This window comes from Catellatospora coxensis, from assembly GCF_016862635.1.
Taxonomy (GTDB): domain Bacteria; phylum Actinomycetota; class Actinomycetes; order Mycobacteriales; family Micromonosporaceae; genus Catellatospora; species Catellatospora coxensis.
Genome location: NZ_BONI01000005.1, coordinates 155,236 through 173,978, shown reverse-complemented (window position 1 = coordinate 173,978; position 18,743 = coordinate 155,236). Strand labels below are relative to the sequence as shown.

Annotated in this window: 17 protein-coding genes; 6 read left to right on the top strand and 11 right to left on the bottom strand. The window is 73.2% G+C overall.

From position 1 onward, the window contains the following. Positions 1 to 13: 13 nt before the first annotated feature. The gene (locus tag Cco03nite_RS04475; protein ID WP_203688763.1) at positions 14 to 1,267 is read left to right on the top strand and encodes a hypothetical protein; all 1,254 of its coding nucleotides are present in this window, start codon (positions 14 to 16) and stop codon (positions 1,265 to 1,267) included. Between the two features lie 93 nt (positions 1,268 to 1,360). Here Cco03nite_RS04475 and Cco03nite_RS04470 read toward each other — a convergent pair whose 3' ends face one another. The 3 genes from Cco03nite_RS04470 to Cco03nite_RS04460 all read right to left on the bottom strand — a co-directional run bounded on the left by Cco03nite_RS04470 (position 1,361) and on the right by Cco03nite_RS04460 (position 3,606). After that, complete coding sequence (locus tag Cco03nite_RS04470; RefSeq protein ID WP_203688762.1) at positions 1,361 to 1,828, bottom strand: DUF4383 domain-containing protein; 468 nt, start codon at positions 1,826 to 1,828, stop codon at positions 1,361 to 1,363. A 106-nt stretch (positions 1,829 to 1,934) separates the two neighbouring features. Next, on the bottom strand, positions 1,935 to 3,305 hold the full coding sequence (locus Cco03nite_RS04465; RefSeq protein WP_203688761.1) for an FAD-dependent oxidoreductase: 1,371 nt from the start codon (positions 3,303 to 3,305) through the stop codon (positions 1,935 to 1,937). A gap of 154 nt (positions 3,306 to 3,459) precedes the next feature. Beyond that, positions 3,460 to 3,606, bottom strand: coding sequence for a hypothetical protein (locus tag Cco03nite_RS04460; protein WP_203688760.1), 147 nt, complete (start codon positions 3,604 to 3,606; stop codon positions 3,460 to 3,462). Positions 3,607 to 3,758: 152 nt separating this feature from the next. Here Cco03nite_RS04460 and Cco03nite_RS04455 point away from each other — a divergent pair, with 152 nt between their 5' ends. Beyond that, positions 3,759 to 4,286: a hypothetical protein gene (locus Cco03nite_RS04455; RefSeq protein ID WP_203688759.1), complete on the top strand. Its 528-nt coding sequence runs from the start codon at positions 3,759 to 3,761 to the stop codon at positions 4,284 to 4,286. Positions 4,287 to 4,378: 92 nt separating this feature from the next. Here Cco03nite_RS04455 and Cco03nite_RS04450 read toward each other — a convergent pair whose 3' ends face one another. From Cco03nite_RS04450 to Cco03nite_RS04435, 4 genes are all read right to left on the bottom strand, one after another. Further along, positions 4,379 to 5,131, bottom strand: a complete 753-nt coding sequence (locus Cco03nite_RS04450; protein WP_203688758.1) for an AraC family transcriptional regulator — start codon at positions 5,129 to 5,131, stop codon at positions 4,379 to 4,381. 37 nt (positions 5,132 to 5,168) lie between these two features. Continuing rightward, positions 5,169 to 5,471, bottom strand: coding sequence for a putative quinol monooxygenase (locus Cco03nite_RS04445; RefSeq protein WP_203688757.1), 303 nt, complete (start codon positions 5,469 to 5,471; stop codon positions 5,169 to 5,171). A gap of 113 nt (positions 5,472 to 5,584) precedes the next feature. Next, complete coding sequence (locus Cco03nite_RS04440) at positions 5,585 to 6,316, bottom strand: SMI1/KNR4 family protein (protein WP_203688756.1); 732 nt, start codon at positions 6,314 to 6,316, stop codon at positions 5,585 to 5,587. 71 nt (positions 6,317 to 6,387) lie between these two features. Further along, the gene (locus Cco03nite_RS04435; protein ID WP_203688755.1) at positions 6,388 to 6,534 is read right to left on the bottom strand and encodes a hypothetical protein; all 147 of its coding nucleotides are present in this window, start codon (positions 6,532 to 6,534) and stop codon (positions 6,388 to 6,390) included. A gap of 258 nt (positions 6,535 to 6,792) precedes the next feature. Here Cco03nite_RS04435 and Cco03nite_RS04430 point away from each other — a divergent pair, with 258 nt between their 5' ends. From Cco03nite_RS04430 to Cco03nite_RS04420, 3 genes are all read left to right on the top strand, one after another. Then, the gene (locus tag Cco03nite_RS04430; protein ID WP_203688754.1) at positions 6,793 to 7,206 is read left to right on the top strand and encodes a hypothetical protein; all 414 of its coding nucleotides are present in this window, start codon (positions 6,793 to 6,795) and stop codon (positions 7,204 to 7,206) included. A gap of 1 nt (position 7,207) precedes the next feature. Then, positions 7,208 to 9,706 carry a DUF4132 domain-containing protein gene (locus Cco03nite_RS04425; protein WP_203688753.1) on the top strand — a complete coding sequence of 833 codons (2,499 nt, stop codon included), beginning with the start codon at positions 7,208 to 7,210 and terminating at the stop codon, positions 9,704 to 9,706. A 134-nt stretch (positions 9,707 to 9,840) separates the two neighbouring features. Beyond that, positions 9,841 to 13,671: a S8 family serine peptidase gene (locus Cco03nite_RS04420; protein WP_239167101.1), complete on the top strand. Its 3,831-nt coding sequence runs from the start codon at positions 9,841 to 9,843 to the stop codon at positions 13,669 to 13,671. Between the two features lie 52 nt (positions 13,672 to 13,723). On the opposite strand, the gene Cco03nite_RS04415 is transcribed toward Cco03nite_RS04420, so the two are convergent. The 3 genes from Cco03nite_RS04415 to Cco03nite_RS04405 all read right to left on the bottom strand — a co-directional run bounded on the left by Cco03nite_RS04415 (position 13,724) and on the right by Cco03nite_RS04405 (position 16,975). Further along, complete coding sequence (locus Cco03nite_RS04415; RefSeq protein ID WP_203688752.1) at positions 13,724 to 14,905, bottom strand: NAD(P)/FAD-dependent oxidoreductase; 1,182 nt, start codon at positions 14,903 to 14,905, stop codon at positions 13,724 to 13,726. Between the two features lie 91 nt (positions 14,906 to 14,996). Then, complete coding sequence (locus Cco03nite_RS04410) at positions 14,997 to 15,938, bottom strand: RNA polymerase sigma-70 factor (RefSeq protein WP_203688751.1); 942 nt, start codon at positions 15,936 to 15,938, stop codon at positions 14,997 to 14,999. Between the two features lie 65 nt (positions 15,939 to 16,003). After that, positions 16,004 to 16,975: a helix-turn-helix domain-containing protein gene (locus Cco03nite_RS04405; RefSeq protein WP_203688750.1), complete on the bottom strand. Its 972-nt coding sequence runs from the start codon at positions 16,973 to 16,975 to the stop codon at positions 16,004 to 16,006. Positions 16,976 to 17,160: 185 nt separating this feature from the next. Here Cco03nite_RS04405 and Cco03nite_RS04400 point away from each other — a divergent pair, with 185 nt between their 5' ends. Then, positions 17,161 to 17,568 carry a low affinity iron permease family protein gene (locus tag Cco03nite_RS04400; protein ID WP_239167100.1) on the top strand — a complete coding sequence of 136 codons (408 nt, stop codon included), beginning with the start codon at positions 17,161 to 17,163 and terminating at the stop codon, positions 17,566 to 17,568. A 5-nt stretch (positions 17,569 to 17,573) separates the two neighbouring features. On the opposite strand, the gene Cco03nite_RS04395 is transcribed toward Cco03nite_RS04400, so the two are convergent. Then, on the bottom strand, positions 17,574 to 18,623 hold the full coding sequence (locus Cco03nite_RS04395) for a PHP domain-containing protein (protein ID WP_203688804.1): 1,050 nt from the start codon (positions 18,621 to 18,623) through the stop codon (positions 17,574 to 17,576). Positions 18,624 to 18,743 lie beyond the last annotated feature (120 nt).

The following is an 18,743-nucleotide window of genomic DNA, read 5'->3' as shown; positions in this document are numbered from 1 at the left end:
TCGGAGGCCTGCGATGCTCGACGTTCTCCTCACCCTGGTGGTGCTCGCACCCGCACCGCTGCTAGCGATCGTGGTACTCGCCGTCCGGCTGCGCGACGCCGTACGCCGCCACGGTGCGGGCACCCTCGCCCAGCGCACCCGCGCCGGGTGGCGCGGCGGCACCAGGCGTCCCGTATGGCCGCTGCTGATCGGCGTCACCGCCGGCGCGGCAGCACTCACCTTCGGCCTCGAACAGCTGTATCTCGCCACGGTCGAGAAAGGACCGGGCTGGGGTGTCGACATGGCGCTGCTGACCATGGTGCTCGGGCTGCTCGCGGCGATCGCCTGCGCGGGGCTCGCCGCCCTGGCCGCGGCCACCGTGGCCCGAGCCCGCGGATTCGGGGCCGGAACCGTCGCCGGGCTGCTCGCGCTCGTCGCCGTCGCCACCGGCACCGCGGCCGCACACCTGCCCATGCGCGCCGCCTACCTCGCCGACCCCGGCAGCTTCCCGGCCGTCGCGAACCTCGGCGAGGGCGACCTGCTGCTGCCGTTCACGGTGTTCCTGGTCGTGCTGATCTGGGCGCTGCCCTGGCCGGTCCTCGGCGCGGCGCGCGGTGCCCGCACCGGGGCGGAACAGCACCCGGCCCGCGACGGGTGGCAGCTCCTGCTCGACCTGGCCACCGCCGACCTGCCCGAGAACCGGTCCGCCTGGGGAGCCGCGCTGCGGGCCGAACTCGCGGCCATCGACCCGCCCGCCGAGCGGCGCAGGTTCGCCCTGGGCGGGATGTGGGCCGCGCTGCGGTCCGGGCGGCCGCAGGCCGCGTGGGCGTCGGCAGCCGGCGTGGCGGTCGTCGTGGCGGCCGGTTCGTTCGCGGCCTCGCGCTGGTCACTGGCCCACGACAGGGGCGGCATCCTGGACTTCTGGGTCGTCGGCCCGAGCGTCCTGCTGCTGGCCGTCGCGCTCGTCACGGCCTGGCGCAACCGCTCGTTCGGCGCGGGACTGCGCGCCGCGGCGCTGTCCGGGCTCGCCGCCCTGGTGGCGATAGTGGCCGTCGGCGTCCCCGAGGCCCTGGTCTGGGCGCAGCGGCAGGCAGGCTACCTGAGCACCGGCGACGCGGTGCCGCCTACCTGGCAGTCGGCGGTCCTCGACGTGGTACGCCCGGACTTCCTGCTCGTCATGATCGTCTTCTGGGCGGTCGGCGCGGCCGGCGGCGCGGCCCTCGGCACCGCCCTGCGGCGCGAACCCGCCGGAGCGGCCGACGGGCCGCCTGCGGGCCGACCACGATGACCGCGGCGGCATCCAGCGAGATCATCCCGACCTCCGGTGAATCACTGCCTTCGTCAACGTAAGCGAGCGAGCCGGGTTCCAGGTGGGTGGCGGCTACGGGTTGGCGTGTGGTTCGACCGCGAACTTGTCGCCGGGGCGAGTGCTGTGCCGCAGCACCTCCTCGGTCACGGCCTGGCGGGGGGTGCCCGTTCTCCCGTACAGGCCGGCGGTCAGCAGGACCGAGCCCACGAGGAACGACGCGATGCAGGTGGACATGTCGAAGTTGAGTTTGTTGACCGACGTCTGCAGCAGGGTGAGCGCCGTCAGCCCGCCGAGCAGGCAGATCGCGCCGGTGCCGAGGTGGGCGGCCATGGCCGCGGCGCCGACGGCCGTTCCGAGCAGCGCCACGACGCCCAGGGCGACGGACAGCCAGGCCAGCGCGGGGTTCGCACGCAGGCCGAGCACCGATGTGTCGCCGTCGTGGAAGAAGGGCTGCCCCGACGTGGCGACCACGCCGATCACCCCGAACACCAGCAGGCAGACAGCGGACAAGCCGGCCAGCGCCCGCCAGAGCGGCCGCATCCGGTGATTGATGGGCAGATGCATACCACCCAGGTGCCCCGTACAGCGGCCGGGAAACCGGTCGGACGAGCCCGACGTCCTGTCGCAGCGTTGCCGACCCGCCCGGTCAGGCGCCGCGCAGCATCGCGCGCAGCACGAACGACGGGCTCATGAGCGAGCGCGGGTGGGCGAGCATCATGGTGACCAGGCTCAGTTTGTGGTTGACCGCATCGTCGGAGATCGACGCCCGGGCGATCCGCCCGCTGATCCGGCTGATCAGCGCGTAGCCGGGCGGGTAGGGGCCGTCGACGTGCTCGAGCCCCAGGTCGGACAGCGTGGAGGTCTGCCAGGCGGCGTCGACCACGACCCGCACCAGGTCGAAGTACCGCCGGGCGGGGCGGCTCAGGTCGGGATCGCTGCGCAGGTACGCCGACAGGCACGACGCGTGCAGCGCGGCCGAGGTCATGCCCTGGCCGTAGATCGGGTTGAACGACGCCACCGCGTCACCGGCCGCGACGACACCCGCCGGCAGGTCACGGGCCTCGTGGAAGTCCCGGCGACGGCTGTCGGCCTGGTGGTAGGTGATGACCGGCCCGATCATCTCGCAGCCGGTGGCGACCTGGCCGAACATCGGCGGGAAGTCCCGCACGCAGCGCTCGGTGAACTCGTCGGGATCGCGGCTGGGCCGGTCGTCGGCGTACCCGGCGATCAGGACCAGCCACCGGTCGCCCTCGACCGGGTTCACCCCGCCGATGCGCGGCACGCCGCCACTGGCATCGTTGAACGCGATGCTGCCCCACGTGTCGCCCATCGCCGGGTCACGGCGGAACATGGCCGTGGCGTAGTTGAGTTTGATGCCCATCCGCTGCATCGGCGGGCGGGCGAAGCCGTGGCCCTCCAGCCAGTCGCTGAGCCGGCTGGACCGGCCCATGCCGTCGACGACCAGCTCGGCCCGTACCTCGGTGGAGCCCTGGTCGCCCTCGTAACGCGCGCCGACCACCCGGCCGTCCTCGACGATCAGTCCCTCGGCCCGCCCGGACACGAACCTGATGTTGGGCACCGCCAGCGTCCGGCGCCGGACCAGCCCTTCCAGGAACGGCCTGGTGCCGACCAGGCCCGGCTGTTCGAGCCGGACCGGCTTGGCGGTGCGCAGCGAGCCGTTCATGACGAACTCGAACGCGCCGTACGGCGGCACGACCGCGCCCGCCGCGATCGCCTCCTGGATGAATCCCGGAAACCACCGCTCGAACTGGATCTGCCCCGCGGGCAGCAGCCCATGCACCTGGCTGCCCTGCGGCACGCCGGGCCGCGGCTCGGCACCGGTGTCCTGCGGGTCGCGCTCGATGATCAGGACCTCGTCGGCGTGGTCGCTGAGCACCGGGGCGGCCATCAGCCCCGCGATGCTGCCGCCCAGCACCACGGCCCGTGACATCAGGCGGCGCATGCCGGTGGGCGCGACGTCGGTGCAGATCTCGGCAAAGGTGCGCGTCGTCGACATGTCAGCAGGTCCCCCACCCGAAGCGATGGCTCCACATTGGCCATACGTCGCGGGCAAACATAACGCGTGATCCATATGAACCGCAAAGATCCAGAGCCCGCGCATACGAACAGGCCCGGGTCCGTTTCCGGATCCCGGGCCTGTTCCTCGATGCTCATCGAGCCGTGTGGTCGCGCGCCTGGCGGCGCTTGCGGCCGTGGCGGTGCAGCCGGTTGGCCATCCGCTCCTTCGCGGCCTCGTCTATGAGCTCTCGGTGATGCTGCTTCGCCAGGTCGAAGTACATCTCGGGTGTTCCGAACATCGCAGACTCCTCAGTCCTTGACTCTGTGTCTTTCTGACGAGATGAATACTCCTCCGACGACAGCCCCGTTCCATCCGCAGCGACGGCGTATCTTGCCTGGCCGTGCCCTACCTAGAGGCGTGCCTGGGTGGATCTAGGTATGCCTACGCACCGTGACCGCGGTCACCGGCGGCCTCATCGGTTCGAAACCGGTGGAGCCGGGGTGTTGTGCCGCCTACGCTGCACGCATGCGCAGCGTGTTCGTGTTTCCGGCGGGCGAGCGGGCCGAGACTGTCGCGACGCTCGACCGGCACCTACTACGTGGTGGCGATGACTGGGTGTTGGAGGGCAAGCTCTGGATCGGTTTCGTCACCGGCCGCGACTTCGGCGGCATCTTCTGGGACCGGGGCCCTGACGACGTGGCGCTGGTGGAAGCCGCCGTCGGCAGCCTGCCCGGCTGGGGGCTGCAGATCGACGTCTCCGGTCGGATCGACGGCGCCGCGGAGGTCGGGTACGCGGTGGCGATGCTGCTCGAACGGGGCGGCGTGGCGGTCGACGACTACTCCGCCCATCCCTGGACGCTGCCGGAGATCGAGTCCGGCACGGTGGTCGACGGCCTGCGCTTCTTCGATCACCGGGCCTGGTGCGGGATCCACTGCACTCATCCTCCCGTACCGGGTGAGAAGGGCGACCCGACGTGATTTATGGATGTGCATGCCGTGCGCTGGATCGTCCCCGGACGCGCGGGCGATCCTCGCGGGCCTGAATGCCGAGGCGTGACGCGACGGTGTGATCAGGGGCGGAAACTGGCCCGGTACTCCGTGGGGGTGCGGCCGGTGAGGTCCAGGAACGCGGCGTTGAACGCCGACAGCGAGGTGTAGCCGACCGTGTGCGCGATCCGGGTCACCGGTGCGTCGCCCGCGGCGAGTTCCTCGATCGCCCGCAGCACCCGCATCCGCCGCAGGACCGCGCGCCAGGTCAGGCCGGTCTCCTCGGCGAAGCGCCGGGCCAGCGAGCGCGGCGCGAGCCCGACCTCGGCGGCGACGTCCTCGAAGCTGACCTCCCCGCCGAGCTGCCGCTCGGTCGAGGCCAGGGCCCGGCGCAGTTCCGGTGACCGTCCCGCGGGGACGACGACCGGGCTCGGCTGCTCGGCGAGCCGCCAGGTCACGGCGGCGAGCGCGGCGAACAGCGTCCGGGCGTACGCGGGAAGGGGTTCGTCGCTCTGCCCCCAGGCGCCGCATTCGTCGACGAGTGCGCGGGCCAGCGGGTTGAGGTCGAACACGGTCAGCGGCGCGGGCGGGGCGGCCGTGAAACCGGTGTCGAACAGCACCGAGGCGGTGGTGACCGGTTGCGGGATGCTGACCAGGATCGGCCGGCCGGCCTCGATCAGGGCGGCCCGTGCCGGGGGCAGCAGCCACGCCTGGCCCTGCGCCTCCAGCCGGAGCACTCCGGCGGAGGCGCAGAGCAGGTAGTGGCGGTCCACGCGCAGTTCCCGGGCGGGTTCTGCGGGGAAGGTGCGGACGAAGCTGTACGCCTCACAGGTCATCGGCGGCCTCGCACGGACCCATCGTAGGCGCCCGGCGTCAGCCGACCGTCTCCAGCAGGTCGGCGCGGAAGCGGCGGCTCACCGGCGGAGCGATCATCATCGGGCGCAGCACCTCGCCGGAGCGGGTGAACGAGTCCGACGACTGGTATCCGGCGAAGGACTGCTCGTCGGCCCACTCGTGCACGATGGCGATCGCGGACTCGTCGGCGCGGGAGGCGTAGACCCGGAAGGCGACGTTGCCGGGCATGGCGCGGACCCGCTCGCTTTCGGCGTCGAGCTGGGCGAGGGCGGTGGCGCGGTCGGCGGGGGCGGTGCGGAAATCGACGATCGCGATGAACATGGAGAACCTCCGGGAGTACGGCGGCGGCTGCCGCGGCTGGATTCGATCCTCGCCGCGTGGCGGCCGGCAGGCTCGCGTCGGCCGGACGCGTTCGCGCTCCTATCGGACGCGTGTCACAGGCCGAAGAGCGACCGGAGTTCCGCCTCGTGCCGGGGGTCCCTGCTGCCCGCCACGACGTACAGGGCGACCTGGCCCTTGACGGCGAGCATGACCCGGGCGGCGCCGTCGAAGCGGTAGACCGCGTCGCAGTCCTGGTTGCCCGCCCAGGCGTAGGTCGTGGGCAGCTCGGTGTAGCGCTGCCGCAGCAGGTCGAGCGCGTGCGGCGGCAGTGGCAGGTCGAATCCGGAGACCTCGCCGTCGAACCAGCGCGAGTCCCACACCGACGTCAGCACGTACGCGGAGAAGGTGTCGGCGTAGCGCAGCTCGAACCGCTCGGGGTCGTCGGGGTCGATGACCCACACCGGCGGGTCCTCGTCGAAACGGGGCACGGGTTCGGACATCGGGAACAGCGGCTCTGTGCCGTCGGGCGGCGGCGGGATCCGGACGATCCAGTGGCAGCAGTACTGGCAGTCGGTCTCGGTCACGAGCCGGCCCGAAGCGAGGTGGTCGACGCGGTCGGTCGGCTCGCCGAGTTCTTCCGGGGTGACCAGGAAGTTCTGCCGGCGGTGGGCGAGCCAGCGCTGCGCGGCGGCGATCGAGTACCACTCCCGGATCGCCGCGGGCAGCCGCAGGCCCGAGCGGCCTTCCAGGGCGTCCAGTTCCGCGGCCAGGCGCGGATCGACCACGGGCCGCAGGCCCATCAGCCGGTATGCCTCAGCATGCCACCACGTCGGAGTCGTCAGCATCGCCCGAGGCTACCGGGGCATACGAACAGGCCCGGGGCCGTGGTGCGGCTCCCGGGCCTGTCTGGTCGTGCTCATCGTGCCGTGTGGTCGCGCGCCTGGCGGCGCTTGCGGCCGTGGCGGTGCACCCTGTTGGCTACCCGCTCCTTCGCGGCCTCGTCGATGAGCTCTCGGTGATGCAACTTCGCGAGATCGAAGTACATCTCGGGCGATCCAAACATCGCAGACTCCTCAGTCCTTGACTCTCTGTCTTGCTGACGAGGTAGATACTCCTCCCGCCGGACCCTCGCCCCATCCGCAGCGACGGCGTATCTTGCCTGGCCGCGACCTACCTAGAGCCATGCCTAGGCCGGTCTAGGTATGCCTACCCGCGGTGACCGCCATCACCGCCCCGAGGTCGTTAAGTCCGTTTCGGAGTGATCCGTTGTTGTCGGACGGCGCGGTTAGGGTCGGGGCCGTCCTAGGTGAGGAGGCGCGTGGTGCGGGTCGAGGTGCGCAGCAGGGTTCCCGGCGGGGACCGCCTGCCCGATGTGCTGGTGGAGCTGGCACGGGAACAGACGACGGTGGGCGAGCTGATCCGGGCCGCCGTCGCCGAGCAGGTGCGCGCCTGGCAGGCCGACAGCACGCGGTGCCGCGCCCTGCTCGACCGGCAGTACCTGACCGACGAGGACATCCGGGCCCAGGCCGGCACCGGGGTCATCCGGATGCCCGACCGGCAGGCGGCCGCGCCCGACGTCGAGGCCGAGGTGGCCCGCGCCTGGCGGGCGTTCGAGCGCGGCACGTTCGCGCTGTTCGTCGGCGGGCGGCAGCTGGACCTGCTGGACGAGGAGATCGTGCTGCGGCTCGGCGAGCCGGTCGTGTTCGTGCGGCTCACCGCACTGGTCGGCGGCTGACATGGACCACCCGATCCCCGACGTGCACGTGGCGGCGTTCGAGCAGGAGCGCGACGGACTGTGGCAGCGCGTCGAGCAGGTGCGTGCCGCGGTCAAGGACGGTGACCTGGCGCTGCTGCGTGAGCTGGGACCGGTGATCCGCGAGCAGTGCCGGCGCGGCGACGACCGGATCGGCGGCAACCTGGAGCGGCGCATCCCGGAGATCGACCGGGCGCTGAGCGACGCCTACGACGAGGCCTTCCCGCTCGCCCCGGACGCGGACGTGTGCACCGTGCTGGACGTGCCGTGGGCGACGGCGACCCGCGACGCGGCGCTGCGCGCACTGCTGGGCGCCCCGGCCTGGGGGACGCCGCCGCTGGACGAGGTGGCCGACCGGGTCATCGCGTCCGGTGCCGTGGGCGCGATGCGGACGCTGGTGCTGACGCCGCTGGGGCGGCTGACCCGGCCCGCCGTGACCAGGGTGCTCGACGCCCTGCACGCCCGGGACGCGCTCGACGCGGAGCTGGTCGAGCACGCGTTCACCGTGGACCGCTGGCTCGGCAACACGATCGTGGGCCGGGATCCGGCGGGTGGGCCGCCACCGCCGCCCGCGGCGTGCGCCGACGCGGTGCGGCCGTACGTCGAGGAGATGCTGTGGCGGCTGACCTCGGCCGGGGTGCCCGACGACGAGCTGCCGCAGGTGGTCGTGCCGCGCGGGCTGCGGTTCGTGCTGCGGGCGCTGGACTGGGCGGGGGAGGAGCGCACCGGGCGGCGGCTGGGCGCGGCGGAGCTGACCGGGGCCGAGCTGGCGGAGCTGGTCGCGCACCTGCGGCAGTGCCCGCTGGAGGTCCGGCTGCGCGCGTTCCACCTGCGCCGGGAAGCCGGTGACGCCGAGGGGCTGCTGCCGGTGCTCGGGCTGGAACCGGCGTCGGCGCTGCTGCGGCTGGTGGACCGGATCGAGGCGGGAGCCGTGGTCCGCCACGACCGCGAGCTGATCCTGGCGGCGGCCGAGGCGGCCGGACCGGAGACGATTGAACGGCTGCTGGCGCAGACGCCGTGCGAGCTGGTCAGCGCGGTCCTGGGGCGCAACCGCGCGGCGGTGCTCAAGCGCGTGAAGAACAACGCCCTGGCGGGCATCGCCGCGTACGGCATGCTGCCGCTCGCCGACGGCGAGACGGTGCTCGACCGGTACACGGCGTTGCGGGAGGTCGCCAAGCGCGGGCCGAAGCTCGGCCCGAACCGGCGGCACAGCCACGCCGCCGCGATCGAGGTCGCGCTGGAGCACCTGGCGCAGGTCGCGGGCCTGCCCGACGCGAGCCGCCTGGAGACCGAGTGCGAGATCCGGCTCGCCGACGACACCCCGCCGCCGTGGACGTGCGGCGACTACACGGTCGCGGTGGTCATGGACGGACCCGACCCGGTCATCACCGTGACCAGCGGCGGCAAGGTCTTGAAGAGCGTGCCCGCGGCGGTACGCGCCGACGCCCGCCACGCGGCGAGCCGCGAACACCAGGACCTGCTGCGCGACCAGGCCAGGAGGCTGCGCACCGGCGTCATCGAACGGCTCGTCGCGACCGGCGCGCCGGTCGGCCCGCAGGAGCTGGCCGGGCTGCTGAAACTGCCCGCGGGCGCGGCGATGCTGCCCGCGCTGCTGTGGCGCGACCGCACCGGTGAGGTCGGGCTGCTCGCCGACGTCGACACGGCCGGCCCGGTCACCGCCGCGCACCCGTTCGACCTGTACGAGTCCGGGCGGCTCGGGCACTGGCAGGCCGAGATCGTGCGCCGCCGCCTGCGCCAGCCCGTCAAGCAGGCGTTCCGCGAGCTGTACGTGCTCACGCCCGCCGAACGCGAAGCCGTCGACGTCTCCCGGCGCTTCGCCGCCCACACCGTGACCGGCCGGGTCGCCGGGCAGCTGCTGTCCGGCCGCGGCTGGCGCACCCACGGCGAATACGCCGAGCACCAGGCCACCCGCCCGGCGGGGAATCTGACGGCGGCCCTGCGCTGCGACTTCCACGGATACTTCGGCATGGGCGACGTGGAGATCGGCGAGCTGTGCTTCCTGTCCGGACGCGAGCGCGTGCCGCTGGCCGACGTGGCGCCGACCGTGTTCTCCGAGGTCATGCGTGACCTCGACCTGGTCGTGTCGGTAGCGGGCACCGATCCGGCGCGGCTGGACTCGCCGTCGCGGGCGCAGAGCCGGGCCGAGGTGCTGACCGCGCTCATCGAGGACCTGGGCCTGCGCCGGGTCGCCGTCGAGGGCACGGCCGCCGTCGTGCACGGTTCGCGTGCCGTGTACCGGGTGCACCTGACCAGCGGCAGCATCCACGTCGAGCCGGGTGGCTACCTGTGCGTGGTCCCGGACGGGTTCGGCCGCAAGCCGCACCGGCGGCTGTTCCTGCCGTTCGCCGACGACGATCCGATGACGAGCGTCGTGCTCAGCAAGGTGCTGCTGCTCGCCGAGGACGAGAAGATCACCGACCCGTCGATCCTGGCGCAGCTGGCGGCCCTCGCGCCGCGCTGACACCACGGCCCGCGGCAAGAGCCGGTGCGGGCCGGCCCGGCCGCACCACGCGGCCGGGCTGCCAGGTCGTGGCCGGGCGGTGAAGCCCGGTTGTCCACCTGGTGACATGTCGCCTTTGCGCAGCACCCGCTCTAGTGACCTTGGACACGTCGCCGCAGCAGAATCCGATCACCTTCGCCGTGGACAGCGGCGATGATCGTGAGGAGCTGCACACGATGTGGTCACCCCTGGGCCGCGCCACCGCCGCCGGCGGTATGGCGGCCGTACTCACCTTCACCGTGCTCGGCACGGCGCAGCAGACCGCTGCCGCCGCGCCGGCCACGCCGGACCGGACCGCGGCGACCCCGACGGCCGGCCAGACGGTCACGCTGATCACCGGTGACGTCGTCACCGTGAGCGACGCCGGCGCGGGCCGGCACACCGCCGCGGTGCGCCCCGCCCCCGGGCGGGAACGCATCACGTTCCACACCCTGGAGGTCGACGGCGGCCTGCGGGTGCTGCCCTCCGATGTGGTCCCTTACGTGTCCTCGGGCGCGGTCGACGCGGACCTGTTCGACGTCGAGGAGCTGCTCGCCGCCGGGTACGGCGACGCGACCGCGACCGGTCTGCCGCTGATCGTGCGGTACGCCGACGGCGGCGCGAACGCCATGCGTACGGCCGGTGTCACCGGCGTGCGTGACCTGCCGAGCATCGGCGGAGCGGCGCTGACCGCGAGCCGTGACAACCTCGCCGGGTTCTGGCGGGCCACCGCGCCCGCCGCCCCGACCGCGGCGGACACGGCGGCCGCCGCGTCCTCGGCGGGCGGCGTGCGGGCCCGCGCCGCGCAGGGCGGGCGCCTCGGCGGCGGCATCGAGCGGATCTGGCTCGACGGCCGCGTGGCGGCGGCCCTGGACCGCAGTGTCGCGCAGATCGGCGCGCCCGACGCCTGGGCCGCCGGGTTCGACGGCAAGGGCGTCGACGTGGCGATCCTGGACACCGGCGTCGACGCGAACCACCCCGACCTGGCCGGGCGCATCGGGCAGGCCCGCAACTTCACCGACAGCCCCGACGCCGTCGACCGGCACGGGCACGGCACGCACGTCGCCGCGACCGTCGGCGGCACCGGCGCGGCCTCCGGCGGCACCCGCAAGGGCGTCGCGCCGGGCGCGAACCTGCTGGTGGGCAAGGTGCTCAACGACGGCGGCTCCGGCTACGAGTCCTGGATCGTCGCGGGGATGGAGTGGGCCGTCGAGCAGGGCGCCGAGGTCGTCAGCATGAGCCTGGGCGGCTCGGCCACCGACGGCCAGGACCCGATGAGCCTGGCCGTGGACCGGCTGACCGCGTCCAGCGGCACGCTGTTCGTCATCGCCGCCGGCAACGAGGGCTCGGACTACAGCGTCGGCTCGCCCGGCGCGGCTGCGTCCGCGCTGACCGTCGGGGCCGTCGACCGGGACGAGAACCTGGCCGACTTCTCCAGCCGTGGCCCGCGCCTGGGCGACGAGGGCCTCAAGCCGGAGATCACCGCGCCGGGTGTCGGCATCGTCGCGGCCCGCGCGGCCGGAACGTCGATGGGCACCGTCGTCGACGCGAACCACACGACCGCGTCGGGCACCTCGATGGCCACCCCGCATGTGGCGGGCGCGGCCGCGCTGCTGGCCCAGGCCCACCCGGGCTGGAAGGCCGGGCAGCTCAAGAACGCCCTGGTCAGCACCGCCCGCGCCAACGCTTCGCTGACGGTGTACCAGCAGGGCGCGGGCCGGGTCGACCTGACCCGGGCCGTCGCGCAGACCGTGTACGGTGCCGCCACCGCCGACTTCGGCCTGATCACGGTGGCGCCGGCGGCGCAGGCGTCGACCCGGACGCTGACGTTCACCAACACCGGCAGCACGCCCGTGACCCTCGACCTCGCCGTCGACCTGCGCAACGTCGACCGGGCCGTCGCCGAGACCGACGCCCTGACCACCGACCGGCAGGTCACCGTGCCCGCGGGCGGCACCGCCGACGTCACCGCCACCCTCGACCCGGCCAAACTGGACCGTGGCCGGCACAGCGGCGTCATCACGGCGACCGGCCCCGGCGGGATCGCCCTGCGCACCGCCGTCGGCCTCACCCTGGCCGGGCCGCGGCACAAGGTCACCCTGCGGGCGCTCGACCCGGCCGGCAAGCCCGGCTCCGCGCCGGTCGTCATGCTGCACGGCGAGGACAGCCGCTCCGACACCCTCACCTGGCTCGTCGGCGACGGCGGCACCGTCGAGGTCGAGGAGGGCAGCTACCTGCTGCAGGGCCTCATCGAGCACGGCGCACCCCTGGACGAGCAGGTCACCCTGGTCACCGACCCGGAACTGAAGATCACCCGGGACATGACCGTGGTCCTCGACGCCCGCAAGGGCACCCCGATCCGGATCGAGACGCCCAAGCCGTCCGAACAGCAGGCGATCCTCAGCTACTACGTGCACCGGGTGCACGGCAACGGCCGCACCATCAGCCACGGCGTCATGCACTTCAGTACCGTGCAGCAGGTCAACGTGACCCCGACCAGGCCGGTCAGCGCGGGCTCGTACGAGTTCTCGTCCCGCTGGCAGCTGGTAGCGCCGATCGTGCAGGCACAGATCGACGGGGTGAAGGGCCCGCTCGACATCAACCTGCTGCACCTGTCGCCCGGCTACGACGGCCCGCGCAAGCTCAAGCTGGTCCGCGCCGGCACCGGCACGGCACAGCAGCTCGCGGCGGCGCGCGTGCGCGACGCGGTCGCGCTCGTCGAGACGGCCACCGACCGCACCGAGCAGGAGCAGATCGCGGCCGCGGCCGCGGCGGGCGCGGCGGCGATGATCATCGTCCGCCCCGCCGACTGGTCGGCGTGGACGGTGTGGGAGCCGCAGGGCGAGCGGGAGCCGATCCCGGCCATGGTCGTCGCGTACGACGACGGGCAGAAGCTGCTCGCCCGCACCGCGCGCTCCAGCGCGGCGATCGAGCTGGTCCTCACCCCGGTGAGCCCGTACCTGTACGACGTCTTCCACGTCGAGCACGGCCGCGTCCCGCAGCGCATCGTGCACCGGGTGACCGCCGCGAACTCGATGCGGATCGACACCTCGTACGCGCACAACGGCGGCGAGCCGTGGGCCCGTGAGCAGCGCTTCGGCTGGCGTCCGTGGCAGGACTACTCGTGGAACGACACCACCCGCTTCGTGGCGACGCCGTCGACGCGCGAGGAGTGGGTGTCGGCCGGGGACTCGATGTGGCAGCACCGGGTGCACCAGGAGTACCCGTGGGGCGGCTGGGGACCGCTGGCCGGCGGTATCACCGAGCAGCCGCGCAGCTACCGCCCCGGCAAGATTCGGGAGACCTGGTTCGGGCCGGTGGTCCGTCCCGCCGCAGCGAGCGGGCTGCTGTCCACCCGCCTCGGTGACGTGCTGTCGCTGCGGGTGCCCGAGTTCGTCGACGCCGCCGGCCACGCCGGCTTCCGCGAGGGCGACGAGGTCGCGGCCATGCTGTGGCGTGACGGGACGCTGGTCGCGGAGCTGCCCAGCGCGATGGCCGACGTGGAGGTGGCGGCAGGCGCGGCCGGGTACCGGCTGCAGCTGACCACCGCGCGGACCTCGCCGGAGTGGGCGAGGGCGACCCGTACCGACACGGTGTGGGAGTTCCGGTCCGGGACCGCGGACAAGGCACGGGCGCTGCCGCTGCTGCAGGTCGACTACCGGGTGCCGGCCGACCTGAACGGCTCGGTCGCCGGGCGGGCGCACACGGTCGGGCTCGGACTGCGCCACCAGGCGGGTCTGCCCACGCCGCGGCACACGACGCTCGTCGTCGAAGTGTCGTTCGACGAAGGCAAGAGCTGGCGGGCGGTGCGGGTGACGGGACGCGGCGACGCGTACACCGCGCACATCCCGGCCGGGTCGGGCAGCGTCTCGCTGCGCACCCGGGCCACCGACGGCGCGGGCAACACGGTCACCCAGACCGTCGTCCGGGCGTACGACCTGCGCTAGCGGGACAAGGATGGGCGTCCTCCGAGCGGGAGGACGCCCATCCGTTCATCCGTCATGCCGTCGCTTCGACGACCGAGCCCACCGTTTCCCGTACGGTGCGGTGGCGGCGGACCGGCAAGCCGAGCGTCGGGTTGGCCACGCCCCAGGCGGCGCCCTTGCAGATCACTTCCTTGTACGCGGCGGCGAGCCGTCCGGTCAGGACCGCCGGCTTGGCGACGTCGTCGGCGGTGACGTACTGGATCAGACCCTCCCTGCGGCCCAGCGAGATGCACTGGTTGAAGTAGCGCAGGTGCGCGGTCGGCAGCTCGCCGCCGGTCAGGCGGGCCGCGATCGCGTCGGCGGCCTGCCATGCCATCGGGGTGCCCGAGGCGCACGACATGCGCAGCGGCTTGTCCCCGGCACCGATCGCCATCGCCGCGTCGCCGACGGCGTACACGTCCGGGTGCGAGACCGAGCGCATGGTCCCGTCGACCACGATCTGGCCGGTGCCGGTGACCTCCAGAGCCGTCGCCTGCGCGATCGGGTGGACCGCGAAACCGGTGGTCCACACGGTCACCGCGGCCGGGACGGTCCGGCCGTCGGCGAGGGCGACCCGGTCGGCGTCGACGCGGGTGACGGCGGCGTCCTCGTACACGGTGATACCGAGCTTGCCGGCGACCTTCCACAGGTGCTCACGGCCCTTGGGCGAGAGCCAGTCGCCGAGGCCGCCGCGGGCGGCCAGGGCCACCTGGAGGTCGGGCCGGGTTTCGGCGATCTCGGTCGCGGCCTCCAGGCCGGTCAGGCCGCCGCCGACCACGACCACGGCCTGCCCGGCGTCGAGGCGGGCGAGGCGCTCGCGCAGCCGCAGCGCGCCGGGGCGGCTCGCGATCTCGTACGCGTGCTCGGCCGTCCCCGGCACGCCCTGGGTGTTCCAGCCGCTGCCGAGGGCGTAGACGAGGGTGTCGTAGGCGAGTTCGCCGCCGTCGGAGACGGCGACGGTCTTTCGGTCGACGTCCACGCCGGTGACCTTCGCGAGCCGCAGCTCGACGCCGGTGCCGGCGAACATCTCGCGGAACGGCCGGGGCTTGAGGTCCTGGCCGGCGGCCAGCTGGTGCATGCGGACGCGCTCGACGAAGTCGGGCTCGGCGTTGACGAGGGTGATGGTGACGTCGTCACGGTGCAGCCGCTTGGCGAGACGGCCGGCGGCGATGGCGCCGGTGTATCCGGCTCCGAGGACGACGATGCGGTGCTGCATGTCCTTGCTCCTGTCTTCGCGGGTTCGCCTCTTGAACCGGGCAGCCCGCCGTTTCCTGACAGGTACGGCTGTGAAGCAGCTCACACGGCGGTCAGAACGCGGTGAACAGGGGTTTTCCGTGGTCCTCGGCGGCCCAGCGCGCGGTGGCGCGGGCGAGCTTGTCGGGGTTGACCTGGTTGCGGGACGCGGCGATGCCCTCGGCGGTGACTTCCAGGCACATGACGCCGACGACCCGGCCGTCCACGACGGCCACCACGGCGGGGTCGCCGTTGGCGGTCGTCGCGTAGATCTCCGGCGACCCGCCGATGATGGCGCGCTTGGCCTCGGCGGGCCGGAACAGGCCCCACAGGAACTTCGCGACCGCGACCGCGCCCTCGAACGCCCTGGCGCGGGCCGGGACCTTGCCGCCGCCGTCGCCGATCGCGATCGCGTCGGCGGTGAGCAGCCGCACCAGCGGCTCGGTCCGGCCGCTGGTGGCTGCGGCCAGGAACTCCTCGACGATGCGCCGGGCGGCGGCCTCGTCGATCTCGGTGCGGGCCTTGCCGTCCGCGACGTGCTTCTTCGCCCGGTGGAAGATCTGCTGGCTGGCGGCCTCGCTGAGGTCGAGGATCTCGGCGATCTCCCGGTGCGGGTAGTCGAACGCCTCGCGCAGCACGTACACGGCGCGCTCGTTGGGCGACAGGCGCTCCATCAGGGTGAGGACCGCGTAGGAGACCGATTCGCGCTGCTCGGCGGTGTCGGCCGGGCCGAGCATCGGGTCGCCGGCGAGCAGCGGCTCGGGCAGCCACTGGCCGACGTACGTCTCGCGGCGCGCCCGCGCGGAGGTGAGCTGGTTGAGGCACAGGTTGGTGAGCACCTTGGTCAGCCAGGCCTCGGGGACCTCGATCTGCTCGACGTCGGCGGCCTGCCAGCGCAGGAACGTCTCCTGCACGGCGTCCTCGGCCTCCGTCGCCGAGCCGAGCATGCGGTACGCGACGGCGGCCAGGCGCGGCCTGGCGGCTTCGAACCGGTCGACGTCCAGCGCGGTCAGCATGGCCCGATACTAACCACCGGCCCGGGGCGGCCGCTGTGGTGATCGACTCCGCGGCGCGCTCCGGATCAGAGCCAGCCGTGCCGCGCCGCGTGGTACGCCAGGCCGGGGCGGGTGTCGACGCCGGCCAGGGCCATCAGCCGGTCGAGTCGGCGTTGGACGGTACGCCGGCTGACCCGGAGCTGGGAGGCGATGGCCTTGTCGGGCAGCCCGCCGATCATCAGGGACAGCACGTACAGGTCGGAGTCGTCGGGGCCGTCGGCGGCGGCCGCCTCGCCCGAGGGGTGGATCGGGGTGGCCATCGCCCAGTACGCGTCGAACAGCGCGAGCACGGCGGTCAGCAGCTCGCTCTGGCCGATCACGGCGGCGGTGGGCTCGCCGCCGCCCGTCTCGCGGACCAGCGGGCAGATCGCGGTGGCCCGGTCGGCGATCGCGATCCGGATCGGCAGGCTGGGCAGGGTGCGGGCCTGCTGCCCGAGGCGCATCGCGGCCTGCGCGTTGTCGAGCACGCCGGGCGACTGCAGGAACTCGCGGTCGTAGATCACCTGGTAGCGCACGCCGCGGCGCAGCGCGTCCAGCTCGGCGGTGTTCTCGCCGCTGGGCAGCGCGACGGGGTTGGACCGGCAGAACCACAGCATCTCCTGGCGGGCCCCGTCCTGCAGCTGGCGCAGCCGTTCCCGCAGCGCCCCGCCGCCGACGACAACCTCGACGAGATGGTCGGCTTCGAGGCGGCGCACACCGGCCCGGTACTCGTCGTTCAGGTCGGCGACCAGCTGCCGGGCCCGCTCCAGCGCCTCGTACCGGCGCAGCAGGTGGTTGCCGAGGGCGACGTCGGGCGGCAGGGGGCGGAACACCGCGTCCTCGCCGGGCTGGGCCGCCGCCAGGCCGCGCGCCTGCAGCGCCTGCAGCACCCGGGCGGCCTCGGCGTGGGACAGCGTCGTGATCGCGGCGAGGTCGTCGGGCCGGGCCCGGTCCAGTTTCACCAGCAGGCGGTACGCGTGCTCCTCCAGCGCGGGCAGCATCTCCAGCTCGTCGGGCATGCGCGGTACCTCCGATGTGCGGATCTTGCCAGTGTTCCCCGGTACTGACCGTCGCGAGCTGCCCACGGTTCCCTGCGCTCGATCCGGACTTCAAGGCTGCTTCGGGGACCGGGCGGGCGCGCAGGCATGGAAAGCGGTGTGGGCGGGCAATACCGGGATGTGTGGTTGACGACGGGAGGCCGGCCATGACCGGGCGTAAGGAAGACATGCCCTCATCGGTGTCCGGCAAGGACATGTCGATGTTCGACCGCTTCGCGGAGGCGGCCAGCAACTTCGCGTCCAAGGCGTGGTTCTTCGCGCTGTGCGTGCTGCTGATCCTGGTGTGGGCACCGTCGATCCTCTTCATCGGCAAGGTCGACACCTGGCAGTTGATCATCAACACGGCCACCACGATCATCACCTTCCTCATGGTGGCGCTGCTGCAGAACAGCCAGACTCGGGCCAACGAGGCGGTGCAGCACAAGCTCAACGCGATCGCCGACGGCCTGGCCGACCTGATGGAGGCGCACAGCGAGGACAAGGGACAGCTGGCCCAGGACATGATCGAGCTGCGCGACGCCGTCGGCCTGGAGCACCGCGAGGGCACCCGCTGACCCGCTCAGGAACGGTCGCGGCGGGTCCAGGCCAGCAGCCGGTCCAGCGGCCAGGTGTTGACCACCCGGTCCACCGGCACGCCGCAGCGGGCGGCGCGCTCGCAGCCGAAGCGCAGCCAGTCCAGCTGCACGCTGAAGTGGGCGTCGGAGTCGATGGCGAACAGGCAGCCCGCCTCGACGGCCAGCCGCAGCAGCCGCTTGGGCGGATCGAGCCGGTCCGGCCGAGAGTTGATCTCCACGGCGACGCCGCGGTCCGCGCACGCGGCGAACACGGCCTCGGCGTCGAACGTGCTCTCCGGCCGGGTCTCGGTCGCGGTGCCCCCGCCCGCGCGGCGCAGCACCCGCCCGGTGCAGTGGCCCAGGATGTCGGTGTGCGGGTCGGCGACCGCCGCCAGCATCCGCGGGGTCATCACCTCGGTCGGGGCGCGCAGCTTGCTGTGCACGCTGGCCACCACCACGTCGAGCCGGCCCAGCAGCTCGTCGGCCTGGTCCAGCGAGCCGTCGTCGAGGATGTCCACCTCGATGCCGGACAGCAGCCGGAAGCCGTCGCCGTAGCCGGCGTTGAGCCGTTCGACCTCGGCCAGCTGCTGCTCCAGCCGCTGCGCGGTCAGCCCCCGGGCGATGGTCAGGCGGGGGGAGTGGTCGGTGAGCACCAGGTACTCCCGGCCCAGGGCGCGGGCGGCGTCGGCCATCGCCTCGATCGGCTCCGCGCCGTCGGACCAGTCGGAGTGGCTGTGGCAGTCGCCGCGCAGCGCGCTGTGCAGCTCCTCGGCCGCCTCGTCGAGCGGCCGGCCGGCGGTGGCCAGCAGGCGGCGCAGGTAGACCGGCTCCTCCCCGGCCAGTGACTCCGCCACGCAGCGGGCGGTCACCTCGCCCAGGCCGGGCAGCTTCGCCAGGGTGCCCCGGGCGGCCCGGTCGGCCAGCTCGGCGGGGTCGGTGGCGGCGACGGTCTCCGCGGCCCGGCGGAAGGCGCGGATGCGGTAGCCGGCCTCGCCGGCGCGCTCCAGCTCCACGGCGATGGCCAGCAGGTCGGCGGCGGGATCGCGGCTCACCAGGGAGTTGTACCCCGTCGTATCGGACATGTCACATCCTGGCGGCCCGCTGAGCGTACGCAATCAAGATCGTGAATTGTTCTTGGCCCTGGTCGTGGCTAGCATTGCTGATCCTCGCTGCCC

What these genes read in the sequence shown, in the direction of transcription:
- Cco03nite_RS04435 (WP_203688755.1), bottom strand. Translation starts at nt 6,534, where the DNA reads ATGTTTGGATCGCCCGAGATGTACTTCGATCTCGCGAAGTTGCATCAC.
- Cco03nite_RS04475 (WP_203688763.1), top strand. Translation starts at nt 14, where the DNA reads ATGCTCGACGTTCTCCTCACCCTGGTGGTGCTCGCACCCGCACCGCTG.
- Cco03nite_RS04445 (WP_203688757.1), bottom strand. Translation starts at nt 5,471, where the DNA reads ATGTTCATCGCGATCGTCGATTTCCGCACCGCCCCCGCCGACCGCGCC.
- Cco03nite_RS04440 (WP_203688756.1), bottom strand. Translation starts at nt 6,316, where the DNA reads ATGCTGACGACTCCGACGTGGTGGCATGCTGAGGCATACCGGCTGATG.
- Cco03nite_RS04400 (WP_239167100.1), top strand. Translation starts at nt 17,161, where the DNA reads ATGACCGGGCGTAAGGAAGACATGCCCTCATCGGTGTCCGGCAAGGAC.
- Cco03nite_RS04425 (WP_203688753.1), top strand. Translation starts at nt 7,208, where the DNA reads ATGGACCACCCGATCCCCGACGTGCACGTGGCGGCGTTCGAGCAGGAG.
- Cco03nite_RS04460 (WP_203688760.1), bottom strand. Translation starts at nt 3,606, where the DNA reads ATGTTCGGAACACCCGAGATGTACTTCGACCTGGCGAAGCAGCATCAC.
- Cco03nite_RS04465 (WP_203688761.1), bottom strand. Translation starts at nt 3,305, where the DNA reads ATGTCGACGACGCGCACCTTTGCCGAGATCTGCACCGACGTCGCGCCC.
- Cco03nite_RS04415 (WP_203688752.1), bottom strand. Translation starts at nt 14,905, where the DNA reads ATGCAGCACCGCATCGTCGTCCTCGGAGCCGGATACACCGGCGCCATC.
- Cco03nite_RS04405 (WP_203688750.1), bottom strand. Translation starts at nt 16,975, where the DNA reads ATGCCCGACGAGCTGGAGATGCTGCCCGCGCTGGAGGAGCACGCGTAC.
- Cco03nite_RS04470 (WP_203688762.1), bottom strand. Translation starts at nt 1,828, where the DNA reads ATGCGGCCGCTCTGGCGGGCGCTGGCCGGCTTGTCCGCTGTCTGCCTG.
- Cco03nite_RS04410 (WP_203688751.1), bottom strand. Translation starts at nt 15,938, where the DNA reads ATGCTGACCGCGCTGGACGTCGACCGGTTCGAAGCCGCCAGGCCGCGC.
- Cco03nite_RS04450 (WP_203688758.1), bottom strand. Translation starts at nt 5,131, where the DNA reads ATGACCTGTGAGGCGTACAGCTTCGTCCGCACCTTCCCCGCAGAACCC.